The sequence below is a fragment of the Mycolicibacterium celeriflavum genome (assembly GCF_010731795.1).
Taxonomy (GTDB): domain Bacteria; phylum Actinomycetota; class Actinomycetes; order Mycobacteriales; family Mycobacteriaceae; genus Mycobacterium; species Mycobacterium celeriflavum.
The window spans coordinates 3,941,741-3,956,632 of the sequence record NZ_AP022591.1; the positions used below are offsets into that span (position 1 = coordinate 3,941,741).

Sequence of the window (14,892 nt, forward strand, 5' to 3'; positions counted from 1 at the left end):
CTCCACCGGCCTTTTCGTTACAGGCCAGCGATTCTGCGGCATACCCCCGGTCTTGCCGCAAGCCCCGGTGTGCGCTATAGATTGAGAGTGGGAGGGGAGGTGTGTCCCCTCTTCACTCCGCCCAGTTGGGTGGTGACCGCATCGGCCGTCGCCACCAATTCCCGTGCCCGCTCGGTTATTTCGTTGTCAGTCAACGACTTTCCGATGTGCATCGACGCGACCATGACTTGACGTTGGTAGTGGTCGTACACCGGCGCCGAGATCACGCTGATGTCATGTCGTCTGCGGGCGCCGGCGGACCCGGCGCGCAGATACACTCGCTCGCCGATGTCGGATACCAGTTCGCCGAGCAGCGCGCGCAATTCGTCCGGCAGATCGGTCGACATGCCCGCCATCAACGAGTACAGCCGCCGCCCGCCGGGTGTCAGCCGTTCGACCAGGTACCCGTGCGCGCGGCATTCGGCGATCACCCGGTTCAGCCGCTCGGTGTCGGTGCGCAACGGGATTGTCGGCTCTTTGGCCAACCAGTCGCGCTGCGCCTCGTCGTCCCAGAGCACGAACATCAGCCCGACCGGCGGTGCGAACGGATAGCTCTGCCCGACCACGACACCGGGCCTTGCGCCGGGCGGCGCGACGAGGTCGAGCAGCGTGATTCGATCGTCGATGACCCCCGACAGCGCCGCGGTGACCCCGAAGCGGGACGACAGCCGCCGTAGCTCCTCGCGGGCGGCCGGGCTGACGCGCAGCGACTCCTGCGCTTTGTGGCCGAGCGTGATCAGCGACGGGCCCAACCGGTACGTCTTGTCGCCGGGGTCGCGCACGAGATAGCCCGCATCAGCGAGCGTGGTGACGATACCCAGGCAAGTCGGCTTGCTCAGCCCGAGACGGCGGGCCAACTCGGAGACACCGAACCGCCGGTCGGGGTGGCCGGCGAGGTAATCCAGAATGCGCACCACGCGTTCGGTCGGCGGCGACGAGCGGCCGGCGGGGCGAGTCATGTACGGAAGGCTACCGACCGTTCCGTATTTGTACCAGCAAGGTCGCATATTGACACTCCCTAGAACGCGTTCTACTTTCGAGGGGTGTACTCGCAGCCATTGGTAGACGCGATCGCTGAGGCCGAACACCTCGTCGCGCAAGCACCGTTCATCGAATCCGAGGCGGACCTTCTCGAGGGTCTGCAATACCTGGCCGGCTGCGTCGCCGCGTGCACGCACCTGGCGTTCGACTACGACCGCGACCATCCGTTCATGCAGTCAGGCACCGGGCCGTTCACCAAGATGGGCCTCGACAACCCCGACGCGCTGTACTTCGGCGCCCGGGTGCAGCCCGGCAACGAGTACGTCGTCACCGGAAAGCGTGGCACCACCACCGACCTGGCCTTCCAGATGCTCGGCGGGGAGTACACCGACGACAATGTCCCGCCGAGCCAGGCGGCGTTCGACGACCGCGAACTCGACATCGCCGCGGACGGCACGTACGAGTGGCGAGTGACGCCGACGAGCCCCTCGCAGTTGGTGGTTCGCGAGGTCTACAACGACTGGTCGGCACAGCGCGGCTACATCAGCATCGCGCGCACCGATACCGCGGGCACTGCGCCGCCGCCGCTGACCGCAGCGACAATCGAGAAGCGTTACGCGGTCGCGGGCAAGCAACTGGTTCAGCGTGTCAAGACGTGGCTGCAGTTCCCGCAGTGGTTCTACAACAACCTGCCGGTCAACACGATGGTGCCGCCACGACTCACGCCGGGCGGGCTGGCCACGCAATACTCGTCGGTCGGGCATTTCGACCTGACCCCCGAGCAGGCGATGATCATCACGCTTCCGGTCAGTGACGCGCCGTATCTCGGATTCCAGCTGGGCAGCCTGTGGTACATCTCACTGGACTACATCAATCACCAGACGTCGCTGAACGGCACTCAGGCGCAAGCAGACCCCGACGGCAAGATCCGCATCGTGGTGTCCGACGCGAATCCCGGCGTGACGAACTGGTGCGAGACGCTCGGCCACCGGAAGGGCTACCTGCAGTTCCGCTGGCAGCGGCTGTCGCGCGCGCTGACCGAGGCCGACGGGCCCACCGTCGAGGTCGTCGACATCGACAAGGTGGCGGCCGCCCTGCCCTACTACGAGTCGAACAAGATCTCCGAGGAGGATTGGCGCGCGCGAATCGCGTTACGGCAACAGCAGATTCAGAACAGGATGGTTGGCTGACCATGGCCGGTACGCCCGCAGGACTTCTGCAGGACAAAGTCGTCGTCATCAGCGGTGTCGGTCCCGCACTCGGCACCACCCTGGCGCGACGGTGCGCGGAAGCCGGCGCCGACCTGGTGCTCGCCGCGCGGACGGTCGAACGACTCGAGGATGTCGCCAAGGAGGTCACCGATCTGGGCAGGCGTGCCCTTTCGGTGGGCACCGACATCACCGATGATGCTCAGGTGCGCAACCTCGTCGAGGAGACCATGACGGCGTACGGCAAGGTCGACGTGTTGATCAACAACGCGTTTCGGGTGCCCTCGATGAAACCGTTGGCCGATACCACCTTCGAGCACATGCGCGACGCGATCGAGCTGACGGTGTTCGGCGCGCTGCGGTTGATCCAGGGCTTCACCCCCGCGCTGGCGGAGGCCAACGGATCGGTCGTCAACGTCAACTCGATGGTGGTGCGTCACTCGCAGGCCAAGTACGGCGCCTACAAGATGGCGAAGTCGGCGCTGCTGGCGATGTCGCAGTCGCTGGCCACCGAGCTTGGTGAGCAGGGCATTCGGGTGAATTCCGTGCTGCCCGGCTACATCTGGGGCGGCACGCTGGAGAGCTACTTCAACCATCAGGCCGGCAAGTACGGCACTACGGTCGACGAGATTTACAAGGCCACGGCTGCGGCATCGGACCTCAAGCGACTGCCCACCGAGGACGAGGTGGCCTCGGCGATCCTGTTCATGGCCAGCGATCTGTCCAGCGGCATCACCGGGCAGGCGCTCGACGTCAACTGCGGGGAATACAAAGCATGAGTGCGCGTACCGATGTCGGCACGGTGGAGGACCTCCATGCCTCGGCCACCAAGGCGTGCGGGCTCGACGATTTCGGCAGCGACGACGACAACTACCGCGAAGCGCTGGCGGTGCTGCTCGAGGCGTACCGCAAGGACGCCGATCTCACTGAGTTCGGCAGCAAGATGCAGCGGTTCTTCGTGCGCAACGCATTGGTGGCCCGGCTCGTGAGCGAGGCGGCGTTCAAGCAGTACCCAGAGCATGCCGACGTGCCGATCGAGAGACCGATCTTCGTCACGGGCCTGCCCCGCACCGGTACCACCGCCATTCACCGGCTGCTGGCGGCCGATCCGCGGCACCAAGGTCTTGAGCTTTGGCTTGCGGAGTTCCCGCAGCCGCGCCCGCCGCGCGAAACATGGCCGGCGAACCCTGTCTTCGCCGAGCTGGACGCAAGGTTCAAGAAGGCTCACGAGGAGAATCCGGACTACACCGGCCTGCACTACATGACCGCCGACGAGGTGGAGGAGTGCTGGCAGCTGCTGCGACAGTCGCTGCATTCGGTGTCCTACGAGACGCTGGCCCACATCCCGACGTACTCGCAGTGGCTGGCTCGACAGGACTGGACCAAGTCCTATCAGCGGCATCGCCGCAACCTCCAGTTGATCGGCCTGAACGAACCCGAGAAACGCTGGGTGCTGAAGAACCCGAGCCACCTGTTCGCGCTCGACGCGTTGTTCAACACCTACCCGGACGCGCTGGTCATCCAGTGTCACCGGCCGGTCGAGACGATCATGGCGTCGATGTGCTCGCTGGCCCAGCACACCACCGAAGGCTGGTCGAACAGCTTCACCGGCGAGGTCATCGGCAGTGACGCGATGGAGACGTGGTCACGCGGTTTGGAGTTGTTCAATCGGGTTCGCGCCGAACATGATCCGGCCCAGTTCTACGACTTGGACTACTTCGAGTTCGTCAAGGACCCGGTTCGCGCGGTGCAGGACGTGTACCGGCACTTCGGCATCGACTTCACCGACGATGCGCGAGCGGCGATGGAGCACAGCCACGAGGAGAGCAAGCAGGGCCCGCGCGCGCCCAAGCACACCTACTCGCTGGCCGACTACGGCCTGAGCGACGAGCAGGTCAAGGACCGCTTCAAGGGGTTGTAAACACCTATCAAGCCGTCGTATTGGCCAGCGCTTCAATGCGTTCCAGTGCATCGTGGGCAAGCTTGTTGACGTCGTAGCCGTTGGCGGGGCCGCATGTCGAGATCTCGACGGCCGCGTTGTGCGCGGCGACGAATGCGCTGTCACATGCCCAGTCATCGCCCTTGAACGACCACAACAGGATTTCGGGGGAATCGGATTCGACGGGCGGAAGAAGCTGGAAGGCGTACACGCGCTGTGCCATGCTGGTCACCTCGAAGGTCCTACCGCGACAGGAATCGATCGTTCGCTTGGCTTGCGCCAGGGCGTCTTTCGAGTTGAAGTCCGCACGATAGACACCGGCCATCTCCTCGACGTACACCTCGCGACCGCCGAGGACGGTGGTCCAATGCCCGCCGTCGTACGCGGCGGGACCGTGATCGGCGATGAACGGCGGGTCGACCTCACGCGCCAACCCCGCGCAGTCCTGGGGGTCGACGGAAACGAACAAGTTGCCGTCGGCCTTGGCGACCTTCGGACTCAACAGATCGCCGACCTGTCCCGCAGTGATCGGTGCGACCGGCGGCTCGGCCCTGGGTTGCGGGCTGTCCACCACACGCGTGCAGGCAGCAGCACATACCGCGAGACCCATCGCGAGCAGACACAAAGTGCCCTGAAATGCGGCTCTACTGACTGATCCGTGGGTGGTTGATGCGTCCTGGTAGCGCGGGGCGGTGGCCGCCGAGGGCGAGCATGGCCAGGGCGATGAGTGCGTCTGGGGAGCGAAATCCGAACGCGATGCGGGTCAGGAGTCGGATCTTGGTGTTGGTGGATTCGATCAGTCCTTGGGAGAGGCCGTGATCGAGCGTGGCGTCGATGGCCACCCGGTGGCGCACGATGCGGCCGGCGAGCTCGACGAACACCGGGATGCGGCAACGCCGCGCCCAGGAGGTCCACTTGTCCAGGGCCTGTTTGCCTTCCTCGCCTTTGACCGAGAACACATGCCGTAAGCCCTCTTTGAGCAGATAGGCGCGATAGAGGCGGGTGTCGGTCTTGGCGATCCAGGCCAGTTTGGCGTTCTGGCGTTCGGTGAGGTCTTCGGGGTTCTTCCACAACGCGTAGCGGGCCCCCTTGAGCTTGCGGGCGTGCTCACGGCCCGGCCGCGGCGCGGTGTCCTTACCGGGCCGACCCCGGCCCCACGTGGGCTCGGTGCGCGCCAGCGCTCGCGCGTCGTTCCAGGCCCGGCGCCGCTCGACGTCGAGTGCCTCGGTGGCCCAGGCCACCACATGGAACGGATCCGCACAACGGATCGCGGCCGGGCAGCGTTGGGCGACGACGTCGGCGATCCAGTCGGCGGCATCAGCGGAGACGTGGGTGATCTGTGCGCACCGCTGGGCGCCCAAGGCGTCGAAGAACCGCCGCAGCGTCTTGGTGTCGCGCCCGGGTGCGGCCCACACCAGCCGGCCGCTGTCGTGATCAACGACCACCGTCAAGTACTTGTGGTGGCGTTTGTAGGAGATCTCGTCGATGCCGATGCGGCGCAGACCGCGAACCGGTCGAAGGTCTTCTCGGTGTCGGCCCAGACCCGGGCCACGATCGCGCCGACGGTGCGCCAGGCGACCCGCATCAACTCGCACACCGCGGTTTTCGAGCACGCCACCGCCAACCAGGCCACCGTGTCATCGAAGGCCAAAGTGTGTCCGGCGTGATGACGCGCCCACGGCACCGCCGCCACCGTCGGCCCGTGGGTGGGGCAGTTCACCCGCGGCGCCTCGGCCTCCAGCACCACCTGCACAGTGCCCCAATCCAGGCCCCGCCACCGGCGTCGACCCTCACCCCGGTCATACCAAGACGCCCTGCGGCCACAGCGGCCACAACGCCGTGAGACCCCGCTTCGTGGCCGCACCCGCGCCACCACCAGTGCGGCGCCCTCGGCGTCCTGGCCTTCGAATTCCTCGAACTCGACCGCCTCGATCACCGTGCGCTTGTCGACACCCAGCAGCCCACGCCATAACCTCACATTGCGCACGTCGTTGCCCGCTCCCTTGGTTCCTGACCCTTGACAAGCCAGAAACCTTAAGCGACAACGACGTGCGCCCCAGACATCTCAGAAATCAACCCACGGAAGTGTCAGGAGAGCCCAAAATCGCCGCATTTCAGGGCACTTTACGTCTTCTCGCGAGGAAGGGGCCAGCGCAGAGAAACCTAGCCGTCGCCGGGGGAGGGAGCCGACGACATCTCCTCCAGACAACCTTCGGCGACGGCGTGCTTGATGCTGTCGGCCAGCCGCGGACAGGACTTGGCACGGGCGGGGTCCCCGCCGGACTGCCGGATCTCGCTGAAGTACGCGCAGCGCTGTGACGCTTCGGCGTTCCACTGCACCGACGTGTGAGCCGGCCCGAGCTTCTTGACGTCCACCGACACGTGGCAGAACCGGCAGTCGACCGACACCAGGCCCGACCTGAGATAGCGCTCACGGTCTCGCTGCGTGGCCTCCCTCAATGCCGCCGCGCGTTCCGCATCGAAAGGCGGCGCCTTCGAGATGCTTCCGCGCCTGGGCTCACTCCCGTGGCCGTGGCCGTGGTCGTCGTCGTCATGCGCGCCGTGCAGCAACAACATCGCCCGGGCCAGCCGGTCGACGTCGGGAGCATCTCGCGGACTCATGAGCTCGCTTGGTCGGCCTTTTCCTTCTCGTCCTTCTGTTCGGCCTGCCGCTTGAGGTTCTCCTCGACCTCGACGTGCCACTTCTCGTTGGCCGCCGTGGTGTCGACCTCAATCTCGAAGCGGTCGGTCATATCGGGCGTGACGTCGGCAACGTCGACATAGAACTGCTGATACCAGCGCCGCATCTGATAAACCGCGCCGTCCTCCTCGACCAGCAGCGGGTTGTCGATGCGAGTCTTGTGCTTCCAGATTTCGACGTCCTGCAGGAAGCCCTTGCTGACGCCCTCGGTGAACGTGTTCGCCAGTTTCTCGGTCATCTCCTCGTCCAGGCCCTTGGGCTTCTCGACGATGACGCCCCACTGCAGCATGAACGAGTTCTGCGTGACGGGGTAGTGGCAGTTGATCAGGATCGACTCGGCCTTGTAACCGCCGTAGTTGTTGTGCAGCCAGTTGATCATGAACGAGGGACCGAAGTACGACGCCTCGGAGTCCAGATGCGCCTCACCGTAGGTGGTGCCCATGTCGCTGATGTCGGGCCGACCGACGTTGTGCAGGTACTGCGAGGCGATATGGCCCTCGAAGACGTTCTTGAAGTACGTCGGCAACCCGTAGTGGATGTAGAAGAAGTGCGCCATGTCGGTGACGTTGTCGATGATCTCGCGGCAGTTGGCGTTCTCGATCAGGATCGAGTTCCACTTCCAGTCGGTCCACTCGTCGCTCTCGACTTCCGGGATCTCGGGGATCCGGACCTCGGGCTGCGGGGGGTTGCCCTCGTGGTCGTTCCAGACGAACAGCAGCCCGCCGCGCACGTCGGTGTGCCAGGCGCGGGTGCGGGCTAGTCGCGGTGTGCGCTTGGCGTAGGGAACCAGCTTGCATTTGCCGTCGCCGCCCCAACGCCAGTCGTGGAACGGGCACGCCACCTCATCGCCCTTGATCGTGCCCTGGCTGAGGTTTCCGCCCATGTGGCGGCAGTAGCCGTCAAGCACTTTCACGTCGCCGTGCGAGTCGGCGAAGACCACCAGCATGGTGCCGAAGATCTCGATCCCGTGCGGCTTGCCGTCCAGGTAGTTCTGCACCGGGCCCAGGCAGTGCCAGCCCCGGGCGTACCGGTCGGGCAGAGCGCCGGTGTCGATCTCGCGAATTCCCGCACTGTCGGTAGTCACGGTGGGCCTCCCGTTATGTGTCTCTAACTAGAACACGTTACAGTTTTTCCCGCTCGGCGCGCAATCCAAACGCCTCTACCTGCGGTATATCCAGCGGTATAACCAAACGATGCCGTTGTACTCCTTCGAGGGCCGCGCTCCGACGATCGGTCCGGACGCGTTCATCGCGCCCACTGCGACGCTGGTGGGTGACGTACACGTCGAGGCGGGTGCATCGGTGTGGTTCAACGCGGTGCTCCGCGCCGATTTCGCTCCGATCGTGATCCGCGAGGGCGCCAACGTCCAGGACGGCTGCGTATTGCACGCACCGCCGGGCATTCCCGTCGACGTCGGGCCGGGTGCGACGGTCGCACACGCATGCGTGGTGCACGGTGCGCACATCGGGGCCCAGGCGGTGCTCGCCAACCACTGCACTGTGCTCGACGGCGCGGTCATCGGCAGGCGCAGCCTCATCGCAGCACACTCGCTGGTCGTCGGTGGCACGAAGATCCCCGACGAAGTCCTGGTGACCGGGTCACCAGCGAAGGTGCGCGGCCCGATCGCGGGAACGGGCGCGGAGATGTGGGTGAACACCAATCCCGGCGCGTACCAGGAGTTGGCCCGCAGGTACCTGGCATCACTGAAGCGCGTCGACGACGAGGGCTGAGTCACTGCGACCGGCTCAGCCCGGTCCGCAGCGCGATCTGCTGCATCTTTCCGATGTTGATGACGAACTCGTCGGTGGTCGCGTCGCCCGGCGCGCTCTCGAATTCCAGGCGCACCAGCGCGGGACCCTGGGTGAACAGCAGCAGCGTGGCCGCCTTGGTGCCGTCGGGGGACATGCCGACGGCCATGGTGCCGTCGCTGCCGACTGGGACGGGTCGCGAAGTCGCCCCGGTGACGACCGTGCCGATCGTCGGCAGGGCCTCCCGCAACGTGGTGGCGGCCGTCGCGGCGTCGGGATAGATCACGATGGCGTCGGAGATCGCCCGGGTGTCGTCCTGGTTGACGAAGAGCGCGCTTGCGCCCGGCAACCCGTCAGGGCCGCCGGGGGTCGTCGACCGCACCGCGAACGTGTCCTCGGCGTCGCTGAGGTCTTCGGGGCGAAGCAGCAAACCGCTGTAGTCGCCGCCCTTGGGTGCCGCATCGCCGGTGGGACTGGCGGTCGGGGCTGGCTGCGCCTGTGAGGTCGTGAAGGCGGGCAGGCGTGGAGCGCTGGCGTCAGGTGCTGGGCCGGATGCGTCGCAGCCGGCCGCCCCGACGCATACCAGCAATGCGAAAGCGATGGCGGACAGGGATTTCCAATATGGAATACGGAGGTTCGCAGGCATTCGATCTTCACTTCGTGACGTTCGTTGCTGAACAATCGGTCAAACACCCAACGTACCGGCGTGGGGCGTTACGGTGATCAGATGTCGATCGGCAACGTCGCGGCGCTCTGGCGGTATCCGGTGAAGTCGCTGGGCGGCGAGCAGGTCGAGGGCATCGACATCGGGCAGCGCGGGCTGCACGGCGACCGCCTCTGGGCCGTGCGGGACCTCGAACGCGACGTCACCGCATCGGCCAGACGCATACCGGCGCTGCTGACCGCCACCGCCCGGTACACCGCACCGCTCGCGCCCGATGCAGGACCCGGCAACGTGCCCGAGGTCGAGATCACCTTTCCCGACGGCGCCGTCATGTCGAGCAATGACGCCGGCGTGCACGACAAGCTGTCCGAAGTGGCCGGCCGCGACGTCCGGCTGACCGCACTGCCGCCGGCGGAGGACACCAGCTTGCACCGGCTGAGCAAGCACGAGCGCGACAACATCTCGATCGCAGCCTACCGGCAGGACTTCGGGTTGACCGAGGGCGAGGGGTTCCCGGACGTCTCGATGTACCGGATGTCCGATCTGGCCATGCTGGCCCGATACTCGACGCCGCCGGGGATGTTCGTCGACCTGGCGCCGGTGCATGTGATCAGCCAGACGAGCCTTGCGACCATCGGCGGTGAGGTCGGCGGCGACGTCGACTTGCGCCGGTTCCGGCCCAACGTCCTTCTGACGCTCGATGATCCGGATGACGGGCTGCCGGAATCGCACTGGACGGGAGGGCTTCTCACAGTGGGTGGCGCGGTCCTCGAGGTCACCATGCCGACGATCCGCTGCGTCGTGCCCAGCCGCCCGCAATCCGGGCTCGAGGTCGACCGCCGCATCACCCGGGCGGTCGCGGGACGTGCGCAGCGCTGCCTCGGCGTGTACTGCTGGGTGCAGACCGAAGGCGTTGTCCGAGTGGGGGATACGGCCGGCGTGCGCTCGGCGCCGGGACCGAAGCGCATGCTCACCGACGCGGCCAGGCGCGCGAAGCGCTTGACGTTCGGGGTGGCGACCGCGGCGGCGGACCGCTTCTCGCGCTAGAGCTTTCGAGCGCTGGCGGTGGCTCGGTCGAGTTCCCAGTATGCGCGCAGCGCGACGATCTTGCCGTCGTCGTCGACGCGGTAGGTGAACACGCCCTCGGCCGTCACCTCGTATCCGGCCGACCGGATCACGATGTTGCCGACGTTGGCTTCCTCGTTGCCGCACTGGTAGGTCTGCTCGAAGTTGAACGTCAGCTCGCTCGGCGCGATCGCCTTGTCGTAGAACGCCGCGATGGCTTCCTTACCGCGGTGGCCCTTGCCGTCCGGATCGAAGTGCGAGGGGCCGATCGGATCTTCGACAACCGCGTCGTCGGCGAAGTTGTCCAGCCACGCCTGCTTGTCATGCGCGATGGCGGCCTCGCGGGAGCGCTTGCCCGCCAGGTGAACCGGTGCGTTCGGATCGGTCACGGTCATGGGTCAGTCCTGCCAGCCCGAGTGGATGTAGGTATCGGCGAAGCGCTTCATCGCGTCCTTCTTCTTCTCCAACGGCGCATCGAAGCCCAGACCTTCGAAGACCCACGGGATCACGATGTTGTCGGTGACGCCGGCCTCGGCGAGTTCGCGGTGCCCGTCGACACCGAACTTGTCGATGCACACCGCCTGATACTCGAACGGCGCTTCGGCGCGACCGTATTCGGCGAGCAGAGCCTTGAGCTTGGTGATGGTCTCGGCCAACTGGTCGCCGGTCATCATCGCGCTGGTCCAACCGTCACTGATCCGCGCCGCACGCTTGAGCGCGACCTCGGTGTGGCCGCCGACGTAGAACGGGACCGGCTCGGTGGGCGCCGGGCTCATCTGCAGCTTGTCGAAATCGTAGAACTCACCGTGGAACTCGACCATGCCGCCGGCGAGCACAAGCTTGATCACCTCGATCATCTCGTCGACGCGCTTGCCGCGTTTGGCGTACGGCTGTCCGCACCATTCGAACTCCTCAGGTGCCCAGCCGATTCCGACGCCGAACCCGAACCGGTTGTTGGTCAGGTTCGCCACCGAACCGACCTGGCGCGCCAGCAGCAGCGGGTTGCGCGAACCGAGCTTGAGCACGTTGGTGTAGAACCGCAGCGTCGACGTCACCGCACCCATTGCGGCCGCGGCGATCAGCGGGTCGACCCACGGGGTGTCCGCGTTCCACATCCGCGAGCCGTCCGGCGTGTACGGATAGTCGGTCGACTGCTTCTCCATGTAGAACAGCGAGTCGGGCAGCGCGATCGCGTCGAACCCGACTTCCTCTGCCGCCTTGGCGATCTCGATGAGCTCCTCGACCGGGCCCATCGCGACGCTGCAGGTGTACTTCACGGCTTGTCAGCCCCGACCACCCACATCGAGTAGTACTGCGAACCGCCGCCGTACGCATGGCCGAGCGCCTTGCGGGCGTTCGGCACCTGGTGCTCGCCCGCCTTGCCCATCACCTGGATCGCGGCCTCGGCGAACCGGATCATGCCTGAGGCGCCGATCGGATTCGACGACAGCACACCGCCGGACGGGTTGAGCGGGATGCGGCCACTGATCGCGGTCTCACCGGCCTCGGTGAGCTTCCAGCCTTCGCCCTCCGGCGCAAAGCCGAGGTTCTCCAACCACATCGGCTCGAACCACGAGAACGGCACGTAGATCTCGGCGACGTCGATCTCGTCGATCGGGCTCTTGATACCCGCCGCCTCCCACAGCGCCTTGGCGGCGTCGCGGCCGGCCTGTGGATTGACCTGGTCGCGTCCCGAGTAGGCCAGCGGTTCGGTGCGCAGCGCGGTGGCGTGTATCCATGCGACGGGATTGCCCTCGGCGACGCGCTTGTCGGCGATTTCTTCGTTGCCGATCACCAGCGCGCACGCGCCGTCGGACGACGGGCAGGTCTCGTCGAATCGGATGGGGTCCCACAGCATCTGCGAGGCCATCACCTTCTCCAGCGTGATGTCGGGCTGGTGCAGATGCGCCAACGGGTTCTTCGCGCCGTTGAGCCGATCCTTGACCGCGACCATCGCGCCGATGTGGTTCGGCGCTCCGGAGCGGCGGATGTAGGCGCGCACGTGCGGGGCGAAGTAGCCACCCGCGCCCGCGCCGACGGGCTTGGTGAACGGCACCGGAATACTCAACGCCCACATGGCGTTCGACTCCGACTGCTTCTCCCACGCCATCGCCAGCACTCGGCGGTACTTGCCCGACTGCACCAGCGACGCGGCGACCACACCGGTGGATCCGCCGACCGAACCCGCGGTGTGCACCCGGATCAGCGGCTTGTTCGTCGCGCCCACGGCGTCGGCCATGAACAACTCGGGCATCATGACGCCCTCGAAGAAGTCGGGCGCCTTGCCGACGACCACGGCGTCGATGTCGTCCATCGTCGCACCCGCATCGGCGAGCGCCCTATCTATGGCCTCGCGCACCAGGCCGTTCATCGACACGTCCTGACGCTTGGCGACGTACTTCGTCTGCCCGGTGCCCAGCACCGCTGCCAGCTGCTTGCTCATGACCGTCCCTCCAGGACCGCGACCAAATTCTGTTGCAGCGCAGGGCCGCTCGTGGCATGCGCCAGCACCCGCTGGGCCGAGCCGTCGAAGATGTGCTGCGCGGCGAAGCCGATGCGCTCCAGGCCCGCCGAGAACATCGGGTTGGCCGCCAGTGCGCCGCCCGACGGGTTGATCTTCGTCTTGTCGCCCAGGCCGATCGCCTCTTTGAGGATCAGCTGCTGATGGCTGAACGGCGCGTAGATCTCGGCCACTTCAATGGAGCCGGCGTCGCCGCCCGTCGCCGCCTGCGCCGACGCCGCCGTCGACGGTGAGGTGGTCAGGTCCCGGGCGCCCAGCACCGGCGTCTCGATGCGGTGCTCGAATCCGGTGATCCAAGCGGGGTTCTCGCGCAGTCCGCGCGCCCGGTCACCGGCCGCGAGCACGATCGCCGACGCGCCGTCGGTGATCGGCGCGATGTCATGGCGGCGCAACGGATCAGCGAAGTAGGGGCGGGACAGCAGTTCATCGATGCTCTTGGCCGGCTTCTCGCTGTCGGTGCGCCCCGCGGCGGCCATCGAATCCAGAGCCACCTGGGCCATCTGCTCGGCGGTCCATTTGCCGGCGTCCAACCCGAATCGCGCCTGCAGTCCCGCCATCGACACCGCATCCGGCCACAGCGGCGCGACGGTGTATGGGTCGGTCTGCAGCGCGAGCACCCGGCGCAGCGTGCCGGCACTGGACTTGCCGAAGCCGTACACCAGCGCGGTCTCGACCTCACCGGTCAGGATCTTGATGTAGGCCTCGTAGAGCGCCCATGCCGCGTCCATCTCGACGTGCGATTCGTTGATCGGCGGCACTGCACCGATCGAATCGATCGCCGAGATGAACGAAAATGCCCGCCCGGCAAGATAATCGGAGGAGCCCGAGCACCAGAAGCCGATGTCGGTCTGCTTCAGGCCCAACTCCTCGTAGAGCTGGTGGAAGCACGGCATCAGCATCTCGACGCCGTTGGTGGTCCCGTCGGTGCGCCGCACGTGTGGTGCGTGCGCGAAGCCCACCACTGCAACTTCAGTCATTGCCTAATCCCTTTACAGGTGGTGCTTGTAGGTGTCGTATTCGGCATCGGGCTCACCCGTCGGCCGGAAGTGGTCGATGTTGTCGATGCCCAGGCCCCATTCCTCGCGGGGCTTCCACACGGCCTCGACCCGCATGCCCATCCGGACTTCATCGGCCTCGATCTCGGTGACCAGGTGCAAAAACGGGATGTCGGCGCCGTCGAGCAGCACGTACGCCGCGACGTAGGGCGGCTTGATGCGCTGCCCCGCGAACGGGATGTTGATCACCGCGAACGTCGTCACCGTGCCCTTGTCCGGCAGTTCGATGAACTCGTCGAGTTCGTGGCCGGTGGCCGGATCGGCCTCCCGCGGCGGGAAGTACACCTTGCCGGGTTTGCCGTCGCGCCCTTTCTTGGTGCGTGCGCCCAGCAGCTTGCCCTCCTCGAGCGCCTTGAGGAACGTCGTCTCCGGAAACGAGGCGGTGTGCTGGATCTCGATGCTGCTCGGCGTCACCTGCACCGTGACGGGGTCACGGTCGTCTTTGCGGGGCTCGGCGGCAGGGCCTTCCTCCCCGAGCTTGAAGTACGCGATGTCGGTGATGGCGCCGACGGGCTCGTCGACCCAGTGCACGTGCACCCGCGCGCCGCTGCTGATGGCGTCGGACGAACCCGCGTCGACTGCGTGCAGCAGCGGGGTGTCCGCCCCGTCGAGCTTGATCAGCGCCCAAGCGAACGGCCGCTCCAGCGGCTGGCCCTCCAGCGGGGTCGACTGCCAGGTCCACGACACCACGGTTCCGACGCCTGCCACCGGTACGATCTCGGTCAATCGTTCGTAGGTGACGGGGTCGAACTCGGCAGGTGGCACGTGGACGCGCCCGTCCGAACCGCGGACACCGACGATGCGCCGTTCGCGCAGCGCGGTGAAGAACTGGGACAGGAGTGGCCCTACTGAACGGGTGTAGTCGAATGAGAGTCTCAGCGGAGCCGAAAGTGGCCGCTGATGGGGATCGATCTGCACCGGGCTGCTTTGGCTGGTGGTCACGGCATCGAGTAGAACAGGTTCTAAGAATG

At 66.2% G+C, this 14,892-nt stretch carries 15 protein-coding genes and 1 pseudogene; 5 read left to right on the top strand and 11 right to left on the bottom strand.

Going from position 1 to position 14,892, the window contains the following annotated elements:
* Positions 1–74: 74 nt before the first annotated feature.
* Entirely contained in the window at positions 75–998 is a 924-nt protein-coding gene (locus G6N18_RS19090) for an IclR family transcriptional regulator (RefSeq protein ID WP_083006968.1), read from the bottom strand.
* 84 nt (positions 999–1,082) lie between these two features.
* Here G6N18_RS19090 and G6N18_RS19095 point away from each other — a divergent pair, with 84 nt between their 5' ends.
* The 3 genes from G6N18_RS19095 to G6N18_RS19105 are packed head-to-tail and all read left to right on the top strand — an operon-like array spanning position 1,083 to position 4,149.
* Positions 1,083–2,210, top strand: a complete 1,128-nt coding sequence (locus G6N18_RS19095) for a hypothetical protein (RefSeq protein WP_067222475.1) — start codon at positions 1,083–1,085, stop codon at positions 2,208–2,210.
* A gap of 2 nt (positions 2,211–2,212) precedes the next feature.
* Positions 2,213–3,007 (top strand): SDR family oxidoreductase, encoded by a 795-nt coding sequence (locus G6N18_RS19100; RefSeq protein WP_083006965.1) that lies wholly within the window; start codon positions 2,213–2,215, stop codon positions 3,005–3,007.
* Entirely contained in the window at positions 3,004–4,149 is a 1,146-nt protein-coding gene (locus G6N18_RS19105) for a sulfotransferase family protein (RefSeq protein ID WP_067222482.1), read from the top strand. The genes G6N18_RS19100 and G6N18_RS19105 overlap by 4 nt, the downstream gene beginning before the upstream one ends.
* Positions 4,150–4,156: 7 nt before the next feature.
* Here the strand turns inward: G6N18_RS19105 and G6N18_RS19110 are convergent, their stop codons facing one another.
* From G6N18_RS19110 to G6N18_RS19125, 4 genes and pseudogenes are all read right to left on the bottom strand, one after another.
* On the bottom strand, positions 4,157–4,738 hold the full coding sequence (locus G6N18_RS19110) for a sensor domain-containing protein (protein WP_234783679.1): 582 nt from the start codon (positions 4,736–4,738) through the stop codon (positions 4,157–4,159).
* A 73-nt stretch (positions 4,739–4,811) separates the two neighbouring features.
* A pseudogene (locus tag G6N18_RS19115) lies at positions 4,812–6,154 on the bottom strand (ISL3 family transposase).
* Positions 6,155–6,330: 176 nt separating this feature from the next.
* Complete coding sequence (locus G6N18_RS19120) at positions 6,331–6,789, bottom strand: hypothetical protein (RefSeq protein ID WP_083007056.1); 459 nt, start codon at positions 6,787–6,789, stop codon at positions 6,331–6,333.
* The gene (locus G6N18_RS19125) at positions 6,786–7,952 is read right to left on the bottom strand and encodes a 3-ketosteroid-9-alpha-monooxygenase, oxygenase component (RefSeq protein ID WP_067222490.1); all 1,167 of its coding nucleotides are present in this window, start codon (positions 7,950–7,952) and stop codon (positions 6,786–6,788) included. Before G6N18_RS19125 ends, G6N18_RS19120 begins: the two co-directional genes overlap by 4 nt.
* Before the next feature lie 109 nt (positions 7,953–8,061).
* On the opposite strand from G6N18_RS19125, the gene G6N18_RS19130 reads away from it, so the two are divergent.
* Positions 8,062–8,598, top strand: coding sequence for a gamma carbonic anhydrase family protein (locus tag G6N18_RS19130; RefSeq protein WP_083007058.1), 537 nt, complete (start codon positions 8,062–8,064; stop codon positions 8,596–8,598).
* A gap of 1 nt (position 8,599) precedes the next feature.
* Here the strand turns inward: G6N18_RS19130 and G6N18_RS19135 are convergent, their stop codons facing one another.
* Positions 8,600–9,262: a hypothetical protein gene (locus G6N18_RS19135; protein WP_109749591.1), complete on the bottom strand. Its 663-nt coding sequence runs from the start codon at positions 9,260–9,262 to the stop codon at positions 8,600–8,602.
* Positions 9,263–9,343: 81 nt separating this feature from the next.
* Here G6N18_RS19135 and G6N18_RS19140 point away from each other — a divergent pair, with 81 nt between their 5' ends.
* Complete coding sequence (locus tag G6N18_RS19140; protein ID WP_083007110.1) at positions 9,344–10,327, top strand: MOSC domain-containing protein; 984 nt, start codon at positions 9,344–9,346, stop codon at positions 10,325–10,327.
* On the opposite strand, the gene G6N18_RS19145 is transcribed toward G6N18_RS19140, so the two are convergent.
* Genes G6N18_RS19145 through G6N18_RS19165 form a run of 5 tightly spaced genes read right to left on the bottom strand, consistent with a single transcriptional unit; the run spans position 10,324 to position 14,863 of the window.
* Positions 10,324–10,740, bottom strand: a complete 417-nt coding sequence (locus tag G6N18_RS19145; RefSeq protein WP_083007061.1) for a nuclear transport factor 2 family protein — start codon at positions 10,738–10,740, stop codon at positions 10,324–10,326. The genes G6N18_RS19140 and G6N18_RS19145 overlap by 4 nt on opposite strands.
* Positions 10,741–10,743: 3 nt before the next feature.
* Positions 10,744–11,622, bottom strand: coding sequence for a TIGR03619 family F420-dependent LLM class oxidoreductase (locus G6N18_RS19150; RefSeq protein WP_083007063.1), 879 nt, complete (start codon positions 11,620–11,622; stop codon positions 10,744–10,746).
* Positions 11,619–12,788 carry a thiolase family protein gene (locus G6N18_RS19155; RefSeq protein WP_083007066.1) on the bottom strand — a complete coding sequence of 390 codons (1,170 nt, stop codon included), beginning with the start codon at positions 12,786–12,788 and terminating at the stop codon, positions 11,619–11,621. The genes G6N18_RS19150 and G6N18_RS19155 overlap by 4 nt, the downstream gene beginning before the upstream one ends.
* Entirely contained in the window at positions 12,785–13,843 is a 1,059-nt protein-coding gene (locus G6N18_RS19160) for a thiolase family protein (protein WP_083007069.1), read from the bottom strand. Before G6N18_RS19160 ends, G6N18_RS19155 begins: the two co-directional genes overlap by 4 nt.
* Positions 13,844–13,855: 12 nt before the next feature.
* Positions 13,856–14,863, bottom strand: a complete 1,008-nt coding sequence (locus tag G6N18_RS19165; protein ID WP_083007072.1) for a Zn-ribbon domain-containing OB-fold protein — start codon at positions 14,861–14,863, stop codon at positions 13,856–13,858.
* Positions 14,864–14,892: the final 29 nt, after the last annotated feature.

Bases quoted from the DNA above. Each gene is read 5' to 3' on its own strand.
- G6N18_RS19155 (WP_083007066.1), bottom strand. From the start codon at position 12,788: ATGAGCAAGCAGCTGGCAGCGGTGCTGGGCACCGGGCAGACGAAGTAC.
- G6N18_RS19100 (WP_083006965.1), top strand. From the start codon at position 2,213: ATGGCCGGTACGCCCGCAGGACTTCTGCAGGACAAAGTCGTCGTCATC.
- G6N18_RS19105 (WP_067222482.1), top strand. From the start codon at position 3,004: ATGAGTGCGCGTACCGATGTCGGCACGGTGGAGGACCTCCATGCCTCG.
- G6N18_RS19130 (WP_083007058.1), top strand. From the start codon at position 8,062: ATGCCGTTGTACTCCTTCGAGGGCCGCGCTCCGACGATCGGTCCGGAC.
- G6N18_RS19090 (WP_083006968.1), bottom strand. From the start codon at position 998: ATGACTCGCCCCGCCGGCCGCTCGTCGCCGCCGACCGAACGCGTGGTG.
- G6N18_RS19140 (WP_083007110.1), top strand. From the start codon at position 9,344: ATGTCGATCGGCAACGTCGCGGCGCTCTGGCGGTATCCGGTGAAGTCG.
- G6N18_RS19160 (WP_083007069.1), bottom strand. From the start codon at position 13,843: ATGACTGAAGTTGCAGTGGTGGGCTTCGCGCACGCACCACACGTGCGG.
- G6N18_RS19145 (WP_083007061.1), bottom strand. From the start codon at position 10,740: ATGACCGTGACCGATCCGAACGCACCGGTTCACCTGGCGGGCAAGCGC.
- G6N18_RS19120 (WP_083007056.1), bottom strand. From the start codon at position 6,789: ATGAGTCCGCGAGATGCTCCCGACGTCGACCGGCTGGCCCGGGCGATG.
- G6N18_RS19135 (WP_109749591.1), bottom strand. From the start codon at position 9,262: ATGCCTGCGAACCTCCGTATTCCATATTGGAAATCCCTGTCCGCCATC.